A 17,272-nucleotide genomic window follows, 5' to 3' on the forward strand; every position below is an offset into this window, starting at 1 on the left:
TATGAAAAGGATACTCCTAATTGAAGATAATGAAGAACTTCGTGAAAACACAACGGATATCTTGTCTATTGCCGGTTACAGTGTAATAACAGCTGATAATGGCAAAACGGGTATGGCGATGATTCTGGAACATAAACCAGACCTGGTGATATGCGACATTATGATGCCGGTACTCGATGGCTTTGGTGTACTACATCTCATGCAGCAGCATGAAGAAGTAAAAGATACCCCGTTCATTTTCCTGACAGCAAAAACAGAAAGAGCTGATTTCCGGAAAGGTATGAGCATGGGCGCTGATGATTATATTACCAAACCATTTAGTGGAACAGAACTGTGGGATGCCATAGAAAGCAGGTTAAAAAAAGCCGCTATAAAAAACCAGCAGTTTCCACCAAATCTGCAAGGATTAAACAAACTGATGTATGAAGTAACTGGCAAAGAATCTCTCAAAGCATTGGCAGAAGGAAGAAATATTGATAAATACAAAAAAAAGCAACCAATTTATCTGGAAGGTAATCATCCATCCAGATTATTTTTCGTACAAAAAGGGAAAGTAAAAACCTGTAAAAGTAATGATCTCGGTAAAGAATTGGTGATCGACGTTTTTAGCGAAGGAGACTTCCTTGGCTACACCGCCTTATTGGAGGGTTCTGTTTATAAAGACAGCGCAGTAGCCATAGAAGAAAGTGAAATTGCAGTCATCCCACTAAAAGACTTTGAGGAATTGCTGCATAACAACCATGAGGTTGCATTGCAATTTATCCGGATGTTGGCCAAAAATGTTGCTACCAGGGAGCAACAGCTACTCGGATTAGCTTATAACTCGCTGCGAAAAAAGGTGGCTGAGGCAATATTAAATCTGCACAAAAAATATAATTCTGAGAGTCAGCCTCCGTTTTCAGTAAAAATCAGCAGGGAAAACCTGGCTAATATTGCAGGTACAGCTACAGAGTCGCTTATTCGTACGTTAAGTGACTTCCGTGACGAAAAACTGATAGATATAAAAGAAGGGGTAGTTATTATTCTGGATGAAAAAAAACTGGCTAATATGCTATATTAGATACCCGGAAAGGATTGGTGTAGATACATTTTAAAATCAGCAGACAGTATATCAAAGGTGTCTTTTATAATATCAATCTTTGCCTCCAGCATTCTCCGGAACTCCTTAACACTTTCCGGTTCTAAGGTCGTTTTATCCACCTGTTTCAGCGCCTCTTGCAGCTCCCCCGCTTCATGCCTGAGCAACCCTATCTGTTCATCCATTTTCAGGAACCGGTGTTGAAACACTTCCAGCTGCTCTAAATGGCTCCGTTCAAAATCATTGGAGAGGATGCGTGTCAGTTTAATTTTAAAATAAATTGTTTCATCTTCTAAAACTGCTAATGCATACTTCAAGGATTCATTCTGTGCCAGCCGCCCATCAAAATTATCTTGTACCATTTTACCCTTTAATATTAACTACTCACAAATTATGATCAAACGCTGCTGTAAAATATGATTATGATTAGTGCAATAACTGATCATGATCATGTTTTTTTTATTTATTATGGGCTATAAACAACGGTGCCGATAATCTTTCCATCAGCACATCTGCCATACTTTCACGAAACCAGCGGGAAACCATACTACGCCGGTAAGCTCCCAATACTATAAGTGCGCCCTGGGCTTGTTCCAGCAGATAATTTACAATTTCTTCTTCCGGTACCCCTTCCATTACTTTATATCCTGCATGGGGGAAATGCCTTTTGATAAAATCCATTACCAGCTGCTTATTCGCCAGATGATTCCCCATTGGATTCACTGATAACACCGTAGTTGGCAATTTCTGAAGGAAAGGTAGTAAGTAACCATACATTTTTATGGCATAAACAGAAGATGGCTCCCCATCATACAGAAACACGATGTTGCTGATATCACTAAAAACCGCAGGTGCCAAAATCTGGGGTGGAACAATCAATACAGGGCATTGAATATCTGTCAGAAGATCTCTGATAAAGCGGGTGGGCGGCTTCATCTCATCGTGCACGAATGTTTCCTGTGCATCCACGATCAAAAGATCTGCATAAATGCTTTCTTCCAAAGCTTCCAGCAGGGATATATTCCGGTTATGATGCACGCTGTAAGCGATCCCGGCCCGCTGACACGCTGCTTCAAAAATACCAGCAGCTGCTTCGCGCCTTCCTTTATCTACGGCCTCAAGCTGGCCGATAGTGGCCTGGTCCGTTCCTACCTTCAGTAACTGGTATAAATTGAAGCTGTTGTATGTAAAATCATCAGGAAAAACACCCGTCAGGTGCGCCTGCTGTTCCTTCGCAATTAAAATAGCATAATGTAATGTACTTTCTGATAATCTCAAGCCGTCAAATATGGCAACTATCTTTTGCATGATATTTCTTTTGCTCAAAAATAACCCCGCAACGGAAAAGGAACTATGATATATATTAGGACAAAACCTGATTATCGTCAGTCTTAAAAGGCTGATGTATATCAAGCATTATTATGATCAGTATCATCCATTAGCAGCAATCCGAATGCTAATTTTAATATCGAAACGATGATACCACTACTTCATCTATGGATACTAAAAACTAATACAATGCATGCAAATATTTTCTCCAATACTTACCTCGTAGCTAATGTCATTAGCCTGATAATACTGCTTTTAGCCATTTTCAGGCCCAATATTGCGCGGGGTGCATTAGCCGCAGTTTTTATCGGCGCAGCTTTCTTTAATGCCGTCATGGCCATTCGCCATCCCGAATTGTTTATGGCTTATGGGGCTATGACCGTTTCGCCTGTTTACGAACAATTTATTTATGGGGCATTCCGTAATAACATCACTGCTATTGTCGTGTCTATTTCAATATGTCAGTTGGCAACAGGAATTTTCATTACTGCCAGGGAGGCACTCCTGAAACTGGGATTAACCGCTGCTACGATTTTTTTGGTGGCAATAGCCCCACTGGGTGCAGGCGCCGCTTTCCCCTCAACGCTAATACTAGCGGCAGCTGCCGTGATATTACTTTTTAAGGAAAGGTATCTTTCTGCTCACCCCATATTGTTTAAAGCCCATTGTAGATAATAACAACCATTATATGGCACGGCTACAGAAAAGCAGAGACCAGAATTGGAAAAAACAAGCCTATTTTACTTCCTTAAAATCTTATCCATTACCTTTCCTTTTGCCAACTCATCAACAAGTTTATCCAGGTAACGTATCTTTTGCATTAGTTCATCTTCGATTTCTTCCACACGGTAACCGCAGATTACGCCGGTAATTTTTGAAACATTGGGATTTAATTGTGGCGCCTGCGCAAAAAAGGTTTCAAAATCGGTTTTCTCATCGATCTGTTGTTGCAATGTTTGTTTATCATATCCTGTCAGCCAAAATATGATTTCATCTACCTCATCTTTTGTGCGGCCTTTTTTCTCCGCTTTTTTAATGTAATATGGATAAACGCTTGCAAAAGACATTTTATATACTCTGGTATTATTCATTTTACCCGTTTTTAATTGTCAAAGTTATTCGTTTTGAGTGAGGGATAGAAACGGCATCTACCCTGGTAGACTTACGTCCTTAACTTTTACAACGCGGTTGATTTTGAATCACGGGATTTTATTTCAGCATTTATCTGACTTAATTTGATTATACCGGGCAACATAGTCAGGAGGATACATGGGATAACTGCTATCAACGCAAAATTCTGACTTTTACTAATCAGGTACAAAAGTACAGTACATAGTATAAGCATTACAATACCCGTTCCCAATAAAATTCTATTTAATGAACTTTTCTGTTTATTAAGTTCATTTATTGTTAAATCAGAAAATTTATTTGTTTTCATAAAGACGCTGTTAAATACTTTTGTGTTATAAAAAAACAATGGTAAGACTACAGGAAATAATTACTACTAATATAGTATTTTTCCCTTCATCTAAGCACGCTATAAAGATTCTGCAACCGGACCCATGTACACCTTATAAAACAACTACGTGTGTAAAATCGCGCAATTTACAGATGACTAGCCCATCAGCGCCCTGCGAACCTTACATTCAAATTATGATGATGGATGAATTATAAAATTACATTTGGTATGTAGGCAACAATGGAAGAAGCGTCCCATTGTACCGTACGTACAATTTTCCCTGCGCGGTGCCAGTAATCCCAGTCCACCCGCACCGGCACTCCTGCTATGTCAGGTAACAGGAACCCGCCATCATGCCATTCCGGCTTGACGGCAAAATATTTTTCAAGGCCACCCATGATAGCATACAGGTACTCTACCTGGCACTCCGGTCCTGCGGTTGTCATGAGGCTTGCTGTGTACAATGAGTAGCCACCGGAAGAAAAGTCTATCCCGGCCGCTTGGGCTATGTTCCTCACATCCATCCATTCCCTTACCCCACCAATCTGTGTTGGAACAGGCTGAAAGTGTCTGACGCCGGCGTTCAACAGGGTTGGAAACAGTTTGGATGTACGCTCTGATTCGCCGAAAGATACCTTAACAGGTGTGGCTGCACACAGGGTCGCTATCTGATCAAACATTGCTGAGTGAACCGGTTCTTCGATCCAGTCGATCTCCAGGTTGGATGTAAGATCCAGGAACCGCATGGCTTGTTCACAGTTCCATACCTGGTTGACATCTACGGCCAGCCTGACACCCGGACCCAGGATGCTGCGAACGAACTTCACCCGCTCCACATCTTCCGGCAGGTTAGTACCAAAATCCTTTCCTATTTTCATCTTATAACAATCCAGCCCTTTGTCCAGGAAATACCCGATTTCCATTTCGAGTTGCCTGAGCGTGTAGTTGGTACCCCCACCGCTACCATATACCTTCACATGATCACGGCTGGCTCCCAGGAAGCGGTGTAATGGCAGATTTGCGCGACGTGCTGCCAGGTCATGCAGCGCAAAGTCTATTTGCCCCAGTAAGGCTCCCGCCGCACCGCGGAATCCTTCGTTGCGGATAGACCAGTAGAGCTTACTATACATTTCTTCATATGGTACGCCATGGCTGTGCAGGAGTATGGGCAGGAAACAGGATTCCAGGACATTGGTATAGCTGCTGAATACGGGAGCTTCTCCCTGGTAGCCATTTTCATCTTCCAGGATGATCACAGCCAAACCGAAGGCAAGGAATGGCCCCATCGTAGCATCCTGAAAAGGGGTAACCGTTGGTGTGGGTTCAAGCACGTTGATCCGGACGCGGACAATATTAAATATTTGATTGTAGCAATCGTTTCTCATACATATATTTCAGTACTGTGAAGCAAATTTTTCCCATATAAATCCACCAGAACCGGACCTTTGAATACCAATCGGTTAAAATCCATAACTGAATATTATTAAATACACTTTGCTAATTCAGTATTCCAAAGTAACCCAGTCCTGAACAAACTACCAGTTTCATTTTGACCATTAATTATGTTTTTTTGATGCCGTTTTTTTTCAGTCAGACTTTTTCTCCAATAAAAAAAGAGGATATACCGATACACGATACATCCTCTTTTAACGTTCAAATTATTGTAACGGAAGGCTATTGTAATGGATCGAAATCGCCATCCCAATTTTTATTCTGTTTGAACAATGGATTCAAATCCATGATGTTTTTAGGGATACCATAAATATAATATTGGTCTTTAATGGCGATATCCACCGCATCTGTTGCAATAACGGTTGATGTAAATCTGTTCCAGATCGTGTTAATATCTGACATGGGAGTAACTTCCGGTTGGGCTGGTTTTAGCAGTACTGCAATTCCATGTCTTTGTTTCAGGGCTCTCAGGTAATCAAACATTTTCCAGCGGCGTAAATCGTTCAGGCGTTTACCTTCAAAACAAAACTCAACAAAGCGTTCCGTTTGATATGCCTTCCTGATATCGGGCTGCAAAAGTGAGGTAATACCATAGTTACCATCCACACCAGGCAGTATACCTGCGCGCTGCCTGATTTGTTTTAATACATCCAATGCTACAGCGGTATTACCCGTTTCGTTAGCGCATTCTCCATAATTCATCAACACCTCTGCATATCGGATCTCAATCCAATCTACCCCGGCATTATAAACGTTGCCCTTATCAATGGTTTTGTCTATTGCCTTTATGCGATAAAAACTTGAGTTGGACCATAAAGGGTCCAGCGTTATCTGGTTATGCACCCCTTCAAGTCCGGTAGCCCCACTAAAATTGGTGATACTGGTAAAATAAGTCCACAAATAAGTTTTAGCATCCCGCATTCCTTTCAGATATTGGTTGGGGGCGCCATTGTAATAAATATCAGCATAAAATCGTTCATCCCGGCCAAAGAACAAGGTATCGTAGTTTCTTGTTTTTGATTCCCAGCTGGAGCCATCCTTCATGGGGAAGGCATTGACCAGGTCCAATGATGGCCGGTCGTAGCCTACATCATCCTGTGACCAATCCAATGGGATTAAACCACCCTGGAAATAAGTGGACTGCGGATAGTTAAACCTGCGTACCATGACCACTTCCTTATTTAACTCATCATCCCATATTTTGCTATAAGGGCTATACAATCCTTTGCCGCGTGTATCCAGAAAATCTTTTGCTGCTTTTGTGGCAGTATATGCTTTTTCCCAGGAGGCAATTCCCCCTAATCCGTTAAACAACGGGCTGGCATAAAATAACAGTACCCTACCTTTAAAAGCCAACGCCACTCCTTTATCAATTCTACCCAAATCGTTGTCAGTAAATGCATCAGGCAGTAGCGCCACTGCATCATCTATATCTTTCAAAATCTGCGTAACGCATTCAGATGTTTTATTACGTGGTTTCTGCAACGTTGTTAAATCCGAAGTGGGTTGCTGTGCTTCCAGGATCAATGGTACTCCACCATAATCGCTTACAAGCGCATGATAAGCCCAGGCTCTCCAGAACAACGCCTGCCCTTTTATTTTATCTTTGTCTTCCTGACTAAAAGTAGCTTTATCGATATTGTCCAGCAAAATATTGATGGTGCGTATGTTGCTATACATGTTAAAGCTATTGCGCGAGTCGATGGTGGCCGTTCCCCTGAACCAATCATTTGTTTGTTTCTGATAAGCTACCCCTTCGTCTGTATTGTTACCGGACCCGTATGTGTTTCCTGGCATCAGCTGAGAATAGATCTGATTTAAATACGCGGTAGCAATATTTACGTCGGACCATACCTGGTCGGGGCCAACTGCAGAAAGATTGGCTTTATCAAGCACCTTGTTACAGCCTCCCGATAAGAATGCTATGGAAATGATGAGTATTGCTATATTTAACTTATGCTTCATGTTCGTGTTTTTTAATTTAAAAACGCTTTTTACAGTCTTATGCTCACGCCAACAGTATAAGTTTTCATGATAGGGTAACTCATAAATTGAGATACTTCAGGATCATACAACTTAAACTTGCTCAGATTAAACAGGTTTGTTCCTGCCAGAAAAATCGTTGCGTCTTTAATGAACAGTTTATTTAATAATGCCACCGGAAGCCTGTAATTCAGGTTCAGGTATTTCATCCGCAAAAATCCACCGTCATACACATTAAATGTAGAGGTCCAGGTATAACCCGCAGTGTGGGGATCTCCCCATGGGTAGATTTTAGGTGTAGCACCATCGGGGTTTTCAGTTGTCCAGGAATCAGCATGGTACATAGGCACCTTTCCTCCTCCACCAAAGTTTCTGCCCCAGGCATCATTGTAACTGATTTTATATCCTGTGAGTCCCGAGAGTAATGTTTCTATTGTAAAACCTTTATATGAGAGGGAGATATTCAGTCCGTAAGATATAGGGGCGTTTTCCGCTCCAAAATAGTTACCTAACACGATCTGGTCATAACCATCTACTTTATTGTCTGGCTTGCCATTCGGGCCGCTAAAGTCTGCAAATAACATATCTCCTACAGCAGGTGCTGTTCCACCGATAGTATAACCGGCAGGTAGTTTATTCAAATCCTCCTGGGTGCGTAAAATACCTATTGCCTGGTAGCCATACCCGTAAGACGTTGTTTTGCCGTTAGGGTTAGCATAATCCTGTGCATTGGCAGCTACATCTTTCCTGATCACTTTATTTCTGGCATAGGTGAATATACCTTTCACGTTGTAGCTGAAATCTTTGCCAATAATATTATTATATCCCAGTTCTATTTCAACTCCGTTTGACTTCACCTTTCCATAATTCTCAGGTGGTAAAGCAGCTCCAAACTCAACAGGAATAGCAAGTATCCTGGAGCCTAATATATCATAGGTATTACGTTTCCAGTAGTCGAAGGAGAAACGGATATTTTTAAACATAGTTGCGTCCACTCCTACACCCGCAGAGTTCGACTTTTCCCAGGTCAGATTGCTGTTGGGCAAACCACCATAGGTGAGGCGTGGGGCTGTAATACCACTGGCACCCATATAGTAACTACCACCCTGAATAATGTATTGTTCCAACCATCTCCATCTGCTATTCGGATCATCTTTATCCAGTATATCATTACCGGTGGTGGCATAGGACCCTCTTATTTTCAGGAATTCAATGGCATTGCCAATTTTTGAATGCTGGAAAAAGTCCTCCCTGGAAATCACCCAACCCGCGGATACAGATGGAAACCAACCCCAACGTTTATCCGGAGCGAAGTTGGTAGAGCCATCTCTTCTAACAGAAGCACTGATAATATATTTGCTGTCATAATCATAATTGAGTCTGCCAATGTAAGACATCCTTCCAATCTGGTTTTCGTTACCATTCACTCTCCAGTCGGCACTGTTGCCACTTGTATATAAAAACTGATCCACGGCCACTAAAGGAAAATTGTTTCTGTAGCCATTAAAATAATTACCATACTGTTCAAATTGTTCATAAACAGCGAGCGCCCCGATGGTGTGTTTTTTAAAAGTCCGGTCGTAGCTGATTTGTCCGTTTAGCTGATATCCATCTGTTTTAGTGTATTCATTACCCATATATTCAACACCGGGATCTCCACTTTTCACCATACCGGTTTCCTCGTCTGTATAAATGAGCCCATTGGGGCCTGTTTTCTTGAAATTATACAGGTCCTGCTTCTTTGCAAAAGTTTTTACATAGCTGTTATTAAAGTTTTTGCTATAGGAACCTTTGATTTTTAAACCCTCTACTGCGGCTATTTTGTATTCTGCTGTAAGCAAGGCATCTACTTGCTGGTTGTTATTACGCCAGTATCCCCCATTTTTCATCATTTCTACAGGGTTGCCCAACCAACCGGGGTTATTGGGTTTTCCATTGATATAGACAGGTGAAAATACATCCCAGTATAATAACTTACCCCAAAGGTTGTTCAGATCATCGGAACCATAATCATAAGTAAAGTTAAACCGGTTGCGGGTGCCGTAACTGGTGCTCATATTCAGACCAAGTGTAAGATTTTTTACCAGATTGGCTTCCAGGTTACCCCGCAGATTGTATTTACTGTACGACACCTGTGGTAAGAAGCCATCTTCCTTCACATAGGAACCTCCAATGTAAGCCTTCACCTTGTCGCTACCACCGGAAACGCTGAGTGCATAACGTTTACTGGAGGGATTGGAATAAGCTGCGTTGTAATAGTTTTCGCCCTTGGGATTATTCTTCAACACCCAATCAATTTCTTCATCGCTCATACCACCGTTTACGGATTGAGATAGTTTCAAACCATCCGCAACAGGCATGTACTCTGGCAATGCACCTGTACGCAATGTATTATAGGTAGCATTAAAATCAATTACTGCCTTTCCACTCTTTCCGGTTTTCGTTGTGATCAAAATGGCGCCGTTGGAGGAGCGGGAACCATAAATGGCTGCCGAAGCCGCATCTTTTAAAACGGTAATATCTGCCACTTCATTAGGATCGAGCGCATCAAAACTCACTCTATCCCTTACTACCCCATCGATCACATAAATAGGTTCCACCGCACTGTTACTGAAAGAAGAGCTAACGCGTACTTTAACAGCAGATCCAATACCAGGTGTACCTGTTGACGACCGTACGAAAGTACCGGACAAACGGCCTGCCAATACATTTGATAAATTGGTAGCAGGTATAAGCTCTATATCCTTACCACTGATAGAGGAAACGGCTGAAGTCATTTTAGCGCGTTTCTGCGTACCATATCCCACTACCACTACTTCATTTTCCATTGCCATTTTGCTCTTCATCGAAATAACCACAGCTTCCCCCTGTCGGGCCCTGTATTCCTGCGTTTCGTACCCTACGTGGCTAAACACGAGTATACCGGGAGATTTGTCCGGTACGGATAATGTAAACTTCCCGACATTATCGGTAATAGCGCCAACAGTTGTCCCTCTAACGGCAACAGAAACACCGGGCAATGGGTTGCCTCCTTCATCTTGTACGCTACCGGTAACAGTAAACGGTGGTGATAATTTTTTCATCCCGGGCAGATGGTTGCTTTCTGCGGGGAGTGTACTGCCTGGCAAGGCAACTGCTTTGGAATTTGCCCTGGCAGAGGGCTGCAGCACCAGTAATGTCAACACAATGCATACCAGCTTCATTGCACTGAAAAATTGCGGGATATCACCACTAAGCATTTGCCATTCGTAAAAGAACAGCTTCCTTGTTCGATATTCACCCGGCACCGGCTGAATGTGTGTAGGATTTTTCGCGTAGCAATGATTGTAAATCTGCTTCATACTTTTGCTGTGTTTGAGATAAATAATAGAATCTACTTGCCTCCTGGACATTTTTTTCTTATTTGTAGGTGTAAAAAGGCCACTCTGCGCATGTGATGCAACAGTTAAAATGCGCGCAGCGAGCCGCTGCGAATGGCGCAGGGCATAATCTGCCCTATGGAATTGATTACAATACCTTTAAGTCAATTTGCTTTGCTGGCTTTTCTTTTGAGAATAAAATCGCTTATATCAGGAAACGATATTTAAGCGCGCGTATACTTAAAACAATTTAGATTTGGTTCGTAAATAAGCTCGTGTTAGTACCAATGCTGTTATTCTACACTTAACATCATGATTGCGCCATAAAATTCCCATAATAATCCAAAGAATACCACCATTTTTTTTACTATTACAGATGCTTTTTTTGCAGGCAGATAATTATAGGCATCATATCCCTGATCAGGATCGTGTAATAAATGTCTTGCAATACGCCACAGCGTGCAACCATTTTCATAACTCAATAATATCCACTGCAGGCGTGCGGCCCTCAATCAATCCTAACCATTGCACACCCTCTTTGCAAGCTTATATCCATTGCAACTTTCTTTGCCGGCTTTACATCAGCTACCAATTCCCATTCTGTGCTGCCAGGATGCAACACGCTTACGCGCCACTTATTCCTGGCAAGGTAGCGGTCAGGCAATGAGAGCAAAATCCTGACCTTTTCATTATCGCCGCCATTAATCAATGGAACAAGGACCTTACTACCGCTTACTTCAAAAACGTTGGCTTTTACTTTACTGCCAGTTATTGTAACCACATTTGGTTGAAGCAACCATTTCCTCCCCTTTAGCGCCAGCAGCATTTGCCCATAATCGAGATAATATTCTTCAATGGCAGCATCCGGCTTGATGGTATGATCATTTCCCTGAACAGGAGCAGTAAGGAAGACACCCATATACAAGTGCGCCTGGAAATAGACATCGGGATTGGGTTTAAAATCAGCAGGGGATGCTGTCCAGGCAATCATCGGCCGATGGGTTGCCAGTTGACTGCATAAATTCAAACTTTGCCAGTGTTGCCCGAATTCATCATAAATACCATCGATCTCTTCCATCAAATCAATGCGCCGTAGTAAAGGGTTGCAGAAAATGACCTTGTGTGACCGGTGCATTAATGGTCCCAGTTTTTTCATAAGTCCCTTCCACGAACTCAACATAGACGACACTTCTTTTCCTTCGGTAAAACTTATTCCGTCATCACGAAAAGTATTATAAAAACGTAACCAATCCAGGCGATCAATGCATATACCCGACGACGCCGGTATTTTCTCGATATGCCGCTTCGCCTGATCCAGCAAATGTTGCTGGAATTTTGGTTCTCCCGGGTCCATTACAGTACACCAATCCCATGAAACGATCGGAAATTTATGATCAGGGGGAACCAAAATGGCATCCCGCATTTGATAGTACACAAAATCGTTGGCATCTTTCCATAAGTCATCAAACATCACCGCTTTACGTGGCGGCATATTTTTCTGAACATGACTTCCCGCCTCGGTGACATTAAAATAGCTCAGCGTGTAAAATCCCTTTTTAAAAAACCTTTCGGAATAGTCACTCAGTTGTTTGATGGAGGTCAGGCCATCTCCAATGGTTACGCCTTCCTGCTTCATTTTCATCCATTTTTCTTCATCGGTTTTCGTAGGCGGCAAAAACATGGACATATAGGGAAAATCGAGGGAGGCCTTCCAGTTGATGCTATAGGCCATTTTTTTATATTTCCCCTCGTCAAGGTCGCCTTCGTAAGATGAGTAAGATGCACAACCGGCCATTACATCGGCCATGGGTTCTTTGACTGTAAAATACTCCTTATAGTTTTTATAGAACCAGGCCAGTCCACCGCGCCAATCGGGCTCATGAGCAATTAGATGCATCGAAAAGCGCACTTTGTTACCAGCATTTATACGATGATTCGTATGCCTATAGGTAATTGTCCCGTCAGTATTTGTCAGCAAATCCATATCCAGCATATTGTCGCGTGGTGATTCCATAAAACTGACTGCGTAGCTTTTATTTTTGAAAAAACAAGTTGCCACCGGTATAACAAATGCCTTTCTACTCAAATGGTCGGCACCACCATATTTCAGTTCCAGGTTATTCAATGGAGCTGTCAGAAACGGATCTTGCCACAATTCAGCTTTTTCCGCTGTCTGGTTGTCACTCCATGTTGTCCAGAAATCGATACCTGTTGAATCAAGCCACTGTACGGAAGTCAGCACAGGGCGGCTCCAACTTTTATCGTCCCCCGTTATTTCAATGGTCCAGTTTACCCCATCCGGTGTTACTGAAACGGTTTCCAAAGTGTGGCCCGTACGATCTTCCCATCTTATTTTTTTTATTATTTCGAACGAATCCCGGCTCTTTTTCAGAATGTTTATTGACAACACTTCCGCACTATCAATGCTATTCTGTAGCATACACTCCTGTATCCCTGCTTTCGTTTTAAGTTTTACAAGAACCTGGTTATTCCTTATGGATAAAGAAGATGTTATCTGCGACAGCGATAACTGTGGGAGAAGGGATATGCAGAATACGGCTATCAAAAATTTATACCTGTTCATAGAGGCAGCTATCGGTATGATTCACATATTACAATTCCCGTTAACAAAATGACGGGGAACCGTTACAAAACTAATATCACACACCAATACAAGACTACCCCCATTTTGATATATTCAAATGCTATTTTGATTATTGACGAGGATTATGCCATGCAGAGCCGTATCAACATCCAGCGACGGATAAATTCACAAGCTATACTTCGTTGATTAATTCAAAAACCAAAATGAAGTGCCCCAAAAAGGTTATAATTCTTTCAAACACTTCCGGATCTTATCCAGTGCCCGGGCCATATGTGTTTTTACGGTGAGGGGGGAAATATTCAGGCGTAACGCAATTTCATTATATGACAATCCTTCCTCTTTGGTAAAATGGAGAATTTGTTTCTGTTGTTGTGGCAATCCATTGATGATGCTATTAAAATTTCTTTCAAACTCTGCATTGAGTAGTTTGCTTTCACCATCAGTAGATTTATTGATGGGGACATCTGCATTATACGCGCTTTTTCTGTTCCATTCCCGCGTTAATTTCTTGAATTGGTTGATCAGTTTATTTTTGGCTACAGTGATCAGCCATGCTTCCACCGGTTTGTCGGTGATCATATTTTTGCGCTCAAACCATAATTTAAGAAATACATCCTGTACTATTTCCTGTGCCAGTACAGGGGATTTCAGGTATCGGATTGCGAGTTTATAGATCCGATTGCTATATCGATCATACAACAATCTAAAAGCATACTCGCTATCTTTAGCGAGTAGGGACATCAGTATTGATTCTTCCTGCTTTCTTTCGGTTGACATGATTCAAAAGTAACTATTAAACAATATAACAATAAAGAATGAATGTTATTAATCCGTTACTTAAAAAAAGTGCTAAAATCTGAAAATTTTTAGCAAATAACCCCGGCCGGGAAATCCAGCCGGGGTTTCTTGCCTGGGGAAACGCCCTTTACGCACCAATATTGGTATTTATGATGGCTTACAAGTTTGACTAAAGAATTTTTTTATCGTCGGTCATAAATACGCGGGTACTCTCTGTATATTCTCCGCCATTGGCATCCTTATACTTTAAGTTCACGTAAAAAGCACGGTAACCACTAGCCGGAAAAGCTTCCAGTACATTTACCCTGGATTTGTTTTTTATACCCAGACTTCTTGATTCCCACTTGTCATTACGGAAATCCATATCCTTTGAATCTGCCGACCAGACAATTACATCTGTCAGCTTATCTGAAGTAGCCTTAATAGCTACTTTCAAGCCTTTCTTACTTTCCTTGGTTTTCCAGGTACATACAGGATAATCGCTCTTGGTTAAAGTCAATCCGAAGAAAGAACTCAAACTCATCATCGCCTCTTTCTTGTCACCCATACTATGTCCCACATTAGGAATATAATGAATCAGGTTCTGACCAGGAATACTATCATAATAGTTCTTGATATTATCAATTGGCCAGTACTCATCATTAGTCCCCATAAAGATCATCTTGGGCATGGTCAGTTTGCTCTTGTAAGAATAAGGATCTATCATGGTGGTTAATGCCTTACCATCACCGGAACCAATATCCTGTACAATACCCAGTTTCACATAATCTTCTATCTGAATACTGTAATCGTTCCAGACTTTTATCTGATACCCCATGCTCACCGGCATGTTCAGCATATCTATCACCATAGGTGCAATAGCCGCTACACGGTTGTCATTAGCACCAGTAAGCCAGGTAGTCCAGCCTCTTTTGGAAGCGCCGGATACTACAAAACGGGTAACATCCTGGTGTAATTCCTGCTTGGAAAACTCCTGGATCGCATCCATCGCACGCTTGGCACTTTTTACCATCGGGAACAATAACGGCCAGCTATAATCACCATCTTTTTTAAAGTTGTGCAAGGTAAATGAGATCAATGCATCTTCTGTCAGACCATCATACAACGGCTGATTAGGCGTTTGTTTTACTACCGCCACAATTGCATTGTTCTGCCTGGCTACCATACCCAATGAAGCAATCAGGTCATCGCCTTTACCACTCCAGTTAGGCAGCCCTTCTTTGTTAATACTGCCACCGGTGATAAACAATAAAGCCCCATCGTACTTCACCTGCGCCGGTACACAAATGGACAACTGATGTGTCCACGTATGCTCCCGCCATTGCTGAGAAGTGAGCAACAAACTATATACTTTCACATCGCCCAGGTCAAAGGTTTCTTTTAGCTCCCACTTATAGGCCTTGTCTCCATTATTTAAATAATGGTTTAATGCAGTAGCAGGTGTAATATCCGTTTGTGCGTACGCACTGAAAACAGGAAATGCGGCAACCAAAAATAACAGCACTATCCTATATGAAAATCTACTCATCATGTTTTATTACTTTTTTTACAAAGATTATTGTAGCAACCACATTTTAGAAAACTCAGTATCCCCATTATCCAAACGGCCTATGGCTATTTGATAATTGGCAGCGTTATTCTTGAACTCCGTTTCAGGATAACGGAAACGCAATGGAAAGACATTTACAGCAGGATTCAATTCACCATTATGCTCCATATATGGTACTCTGGTTCTCCTGTAATCCACATAAGACTCTACTCCCATCATAAATAAGCCCAACCATTTCTGTAAGCCAATAATGCCCAACTGGTTGGCTTTTCCAACAGGAAATGCAGCTACCGGATTAGCGAAGTAATTGGCAGGCAAAGCCTCTCCCCAACGGTTTAATGCCAGCTCCACCCCTTTCTTATACAGTGATGCGGCATCGCCCGTAGTGAATCCCTTCACAGCGGCTTCGGCCAGTAAAAACTGTACTTCATCGGCCTGCATAATCGTTGCTTTCAACAAAGGATGTGCATTCTCATTAAATAATTTGGAGAAGCAGGATATCTTGTAGTTATACTTGGTATCCGGAAAGTCATAACTTCCATTTGCATTCAGTGATGAAGCCACCGCACCAGCAGGATAACCTGCATAAACGGTCATAGAATCATAGATAAATGGCACCACTGTTTTGATCTTGGCATTGGTGATATCTATATACTCCCACTGATAATTGTAAGTAAAGCCTTTTTGGGTAATGGTACGTTTACCACCGTTCAGGGCTACAGAATCGGGATTCCAGGTCCACGGTCTTTCATTCGGTGCTACCCATACTTTCAGCCGCTCATCATTCAACGCCTTTAAAGTATCTATCAGCGTTTTACTGGGCCGGTAAATCAGGAAGTTCCCGGTAGGATCCAGGTTAGCTTTACCCATAGGGGAAGCCATCGACTTGTCGCCATCAACATAAGGGATAGCTGCATTATCGCTCACATCACTCAGTAAAGGCAAAGCTGCTACTGCTGCTATGTCCGCAGCATTAGCTATTTTATTACTCACGCGCAACAGCAAACGCAAACGCAATGAATTGGCCAGCTTGATCCACTTATCTTTATTCCCGGCGTACATCACATCATACGCCTTATCCAATGGTTCCTTACCATCTGCTATCAGTTGCGCAGCTTCCTTCAAATTTTCGATCAATGCAGGATAAATATCCTTCTGCTCATCAAATTTGGGAAACAGAATACCATCCTGACCACGTAGTCCTTCTGTATAAAAAATATCCCCATACAGATCTGTTGTAGTAGCCCATAACAAAGATTGAAAAATCCGGAATACCCCTTCATGTGTTTTCAACTCTTTCTTGTGAACATCCGTTACGGCGGCATTGATCATCTTGATAATCATTGTATACTCATACAAATCATTAATGCTCGCCAATTTGAAATTCAAATAAATATTATCATCACTTTGCCGGTTGCCCTGCATGTATTGCACCGTAGTAGCCAGCATCTGGGCACCCATACCTCCCTTATTCTGATATAGATAGGCCGATTTCTGTATGATGGATGATAAGAGCAGTTTAGGCTCCGCTGTTTCCAATGCATCCCGCTTCCTCAATAATTCGTCTTCTCTGAAAGAAGATTTCTGACAGGAAACCTGAAAGAATGCCAGACTGATTAATATAATTAAAAACTTTTTCATGTTGTTGTCAGATTAAGAT

General features: G+C 41.9%; 12 protein-coding genes. 2 read left to right on the forward strand and 10 right to left on the reverse strand.

The annotated features are described in order from the left end of the window. Position 1 precedes the first annotated feature (1 nt). Positions 2-1,060 carry a response regulator gene (locus ABQ275_RS12815; protein WP_349318710.1) on the forward strand — a complete coding sequence of 353 codons (1,059 nt, stop codon included), beginning with the start codon at positions 2-4 and terminating at the stop codon, positions 1,058-1,060. Here the strand turns inward: ABQ275_RS12815 and ABQ275_RS12820 are convergent. Together ABQ275_RS12820 and ABQ275_RS12825 are read right to left on the reverse strand one after the other, a co-directional pair. Next, positions 1,057-1,440 carry a hypothetical protein gene (locus ABQ275_RS12820; RefSeq protein ID WP_349318711.1) on the reverse strand — a complete coding sequence of 128 codons (384 nt, stop codon included), beginning with the start codon at positions 1,438-1,440 and terminating at the stop codon, positions 1,057-1,059. The two genes, ABQ275_RS12815 and ABQ275_RS12820, sit on opposite strands and share 4 nt — an antisense overlap. A 97-nt stretch (positions 1,441-1,537) precedes the next feature. Further along, positions 1,538-2,386 (reverse strand): universal stress protein, encoded by an 849-nt coding sequence (locus tag ABQ275_RS12825; RefSeq protein WP_349318712.1) that lies wholly within the window; start codon positions 2,384-2,386, stop codon positions 1,538-1,540. 210 nt (positions 2,387-2,596) lie between these two features. Between ABQ275_RS12825 and ABQ275_RS12830 the strand changes: the two genes are divergently transcribed. Next, positions 2,597-3,082: a hypothetical protein gene (locus ABQ275_RS12830; protein ID WP_349318713.1), complete on the forward strand. Its 486-nt coding sequence runs from the start codon at positions 2,597-2,599 to the stop codon at positions 3,080-3,082. A gap of 65 nt (positions 3,083-3,147) precedes the next feature. On the opposite strand, the gene ABQ275_RS12835 is transcribed toward ABQ275_RS12830, so the two are convergent. The 8 genes from ABQ275_RS12835 to ABQ275_RS12870 form a co-directional block, all read right to left on the reverse strand. Further along, positions 3,148-3,498, reverse strand: coding sequence for a DUF2200 domain-containing protein (locus ABQ275_RS12835; protein ID WP_349318714.1), 351 nt, complete (start codon positions 3,496-3,498; stop codon positions 3,148-3,150). A gap of 577 nt (positions 3,499-4,075) precedes the next feature. Continuing rightward, positions 4,076-5,251: an enolase C-terminal domain-like protein gene (locus tag ABQ275_RS12840; RefSeq protein WP_349318715.1), complete on the reverse strand. Its 1,176-nt coding sequence runs from the start codon at positions 5,249-5,251 to the stop codon at positions 4,076-4,078. Between the two features lie 289 nt (positions 5,252-5,540). Then, entirely contained in the window at positions 5,541-7,283 is a 1,743-nt protein-coding gene (locus ABQ275_RS12845) for a RagB/SusD family nutrient uptake outer membrane protein (RefSeq protein ID WP_349318716.1), read from the reverse strand. A gap of 29 nt (positions 7,284-7,312) precedes the next feature. Further along, complete coding sequence (locus tag ABQ275_RS12850; protein WP_349318717.1) at positions 7,313-10,642, reverse strand: TonB-dependent receptor; 3,330 nt, start codon at positions 10,640-10,642, stop codon at positions 7,313-7,315. Between the two features lie 526 nt (positions 10,643-11,168). Then, positions 11,169-13,100, reverse strand: coding sequence for a hypothetical protein (locus ABQ275_RS12855; RefSeq protein WP_349318718.1), 1,932 nt, complete (start codon positions 13,098-13,100; stop codon positions 11,169-11,171). Between the two features lie 387 nt (positions 13,101-13,487). Next, a complete protein-coding gene (locus tag ABQ275_RS12860; protein WP_349318719.1) occupies positions 13,488-14,042 on the reverse strand; it encodes an RNA polymerase sigma-70 factor in 555 nt (184 codons plus the stop codon). 190 nt (positions 14,043-14,232) lie between these two features. After that, positions 14,233-15,594: a PhoPQ-activated protein PqaA family protein gene (locus tag ABQ275_RS12865; protein ID WP_349318720.1), complete on the reverse strand. Its 1,362-nt coding sequence runs from the start codon at positions 15,592-15,594 to the stop codon at positions 14,233-14,235. Between the two features lie 24 nt (positions 15,595-15,618). Then, positions 15,619-17,253 carry a SusD/RagB family nutrient-binding outer membrane lipoprotein gene (locus tag ABQ275_RS12870; RefSeq protein ID WP_349318721.1) on the reverse strand — a complete coding sequence of 545 codons (1,635 nt, stop codon included), beginning with the start codon at positions 17,251-17,253 and terminating at the stop codon, positions 15,619-15,621. Positions 17,254-17,272 lie beyond the last annotated feature (19 nt).

Source organism: Chitinophaga sp. MM2321 (genome assembly GCF_964033635.1).
GTDB lineage: Bacteria > Bacteroidota > Bacteroidia > Chitinophagales > Chitinophagaceae > Chitinophaga.

What these genes read in the sequence shown, in the direction of transcription:
- ABQ275_RS12865 (WP_349318720.1), bottom strand. Translation starts at nt 15,594, where the DNA reads ATGATGAGTAGATTTTCATATAGGATAGTGCTGTTATTTTTGGTTGCC.
- ABQ275_RS12855 (WP_349318718.1), bottom strand. Translation starts at nt 13,100, where the DNA reads ATGCTACAGAATAGCATTGATAGTGCGGAAGTGTTGTCAATAAACATT.
- ABQ275_RS12840 (WP_349318715.1), bottom strand. Translation starts at nt 5,251, where the DNA reads ATGAGAAACGATTGCTACAATCAAATATTTAATATTGTCCGCGTCCGG.
- ABQ275_RS12830 (WP_349318713.1), top strand. Translation starts at nt 2,597, where the DNA reads ATGCATGCAAATATTTTCTCCAATACTTACCTCGTAGCTAATGTCATT.
- ABQ275_RS12815 (WP_349318710.1), top strand. Translation starts at nt 2, where the DNA reads ATGAAAAGGATACTCCTAATTGAAGATAATGAAGAACTTCGTGAAAAC.
- ABQ275_RS12825 (WP_349318712.1), bottom strand. Translation starts at nt 2,386, where the DNA reads ATGCAAAAGATAGTTGCCATATTTGACGGCTTGAGATTATCAGAAAGT.
- ABQ275_RS12820 (WP_349318711.1), bottom strand. Translation starts at nt 1,440, where the DNA reads ATGGTACAAGATAATTTTGATGGGCGGCTGGCACAGAATGAATCCTTG.
- ABQ275_RS12835 (WP_349318714.1), bottom strand. Translation starts at nt 3,498, where the DNA reads ATGAATAATACCAGAGTATATAAAATGTCTTTTGCAAGCGTTTATCCA.
- ABQ275_RS12845 (WP_349318716.1), bottom strand. Translation starts at nt 7,283, where the DNA reads ATGAAGCATAAGTTAAATATAGCAATACTCATCATTTCCATAGCATTC.
- ABQ275_RS12860 (WP_349318719.1), bottom strand. Translation starts at nt 14,042, where the DNA reads ATGTCAACCGAAAGAAAGCAGGAAGAATCAATACTGATGTCCCTACTC.
- ABQ275_RS12870 (WP_349318721.1), bottom strand. Translation starts at nt 17,253, where the DNA reads ATGAAAAAGTTTTTAATTATATTAATCAGTCTGGCATTCTTTCAGGTT.
- ABQ275_RS12850 (WP_349318717.1), bottom strand. Translation starts at nt 10,642, where the DNA reads ATGAAGCAGATTTACAATCATTGCTACGCGAAAAATCCTACACACATT.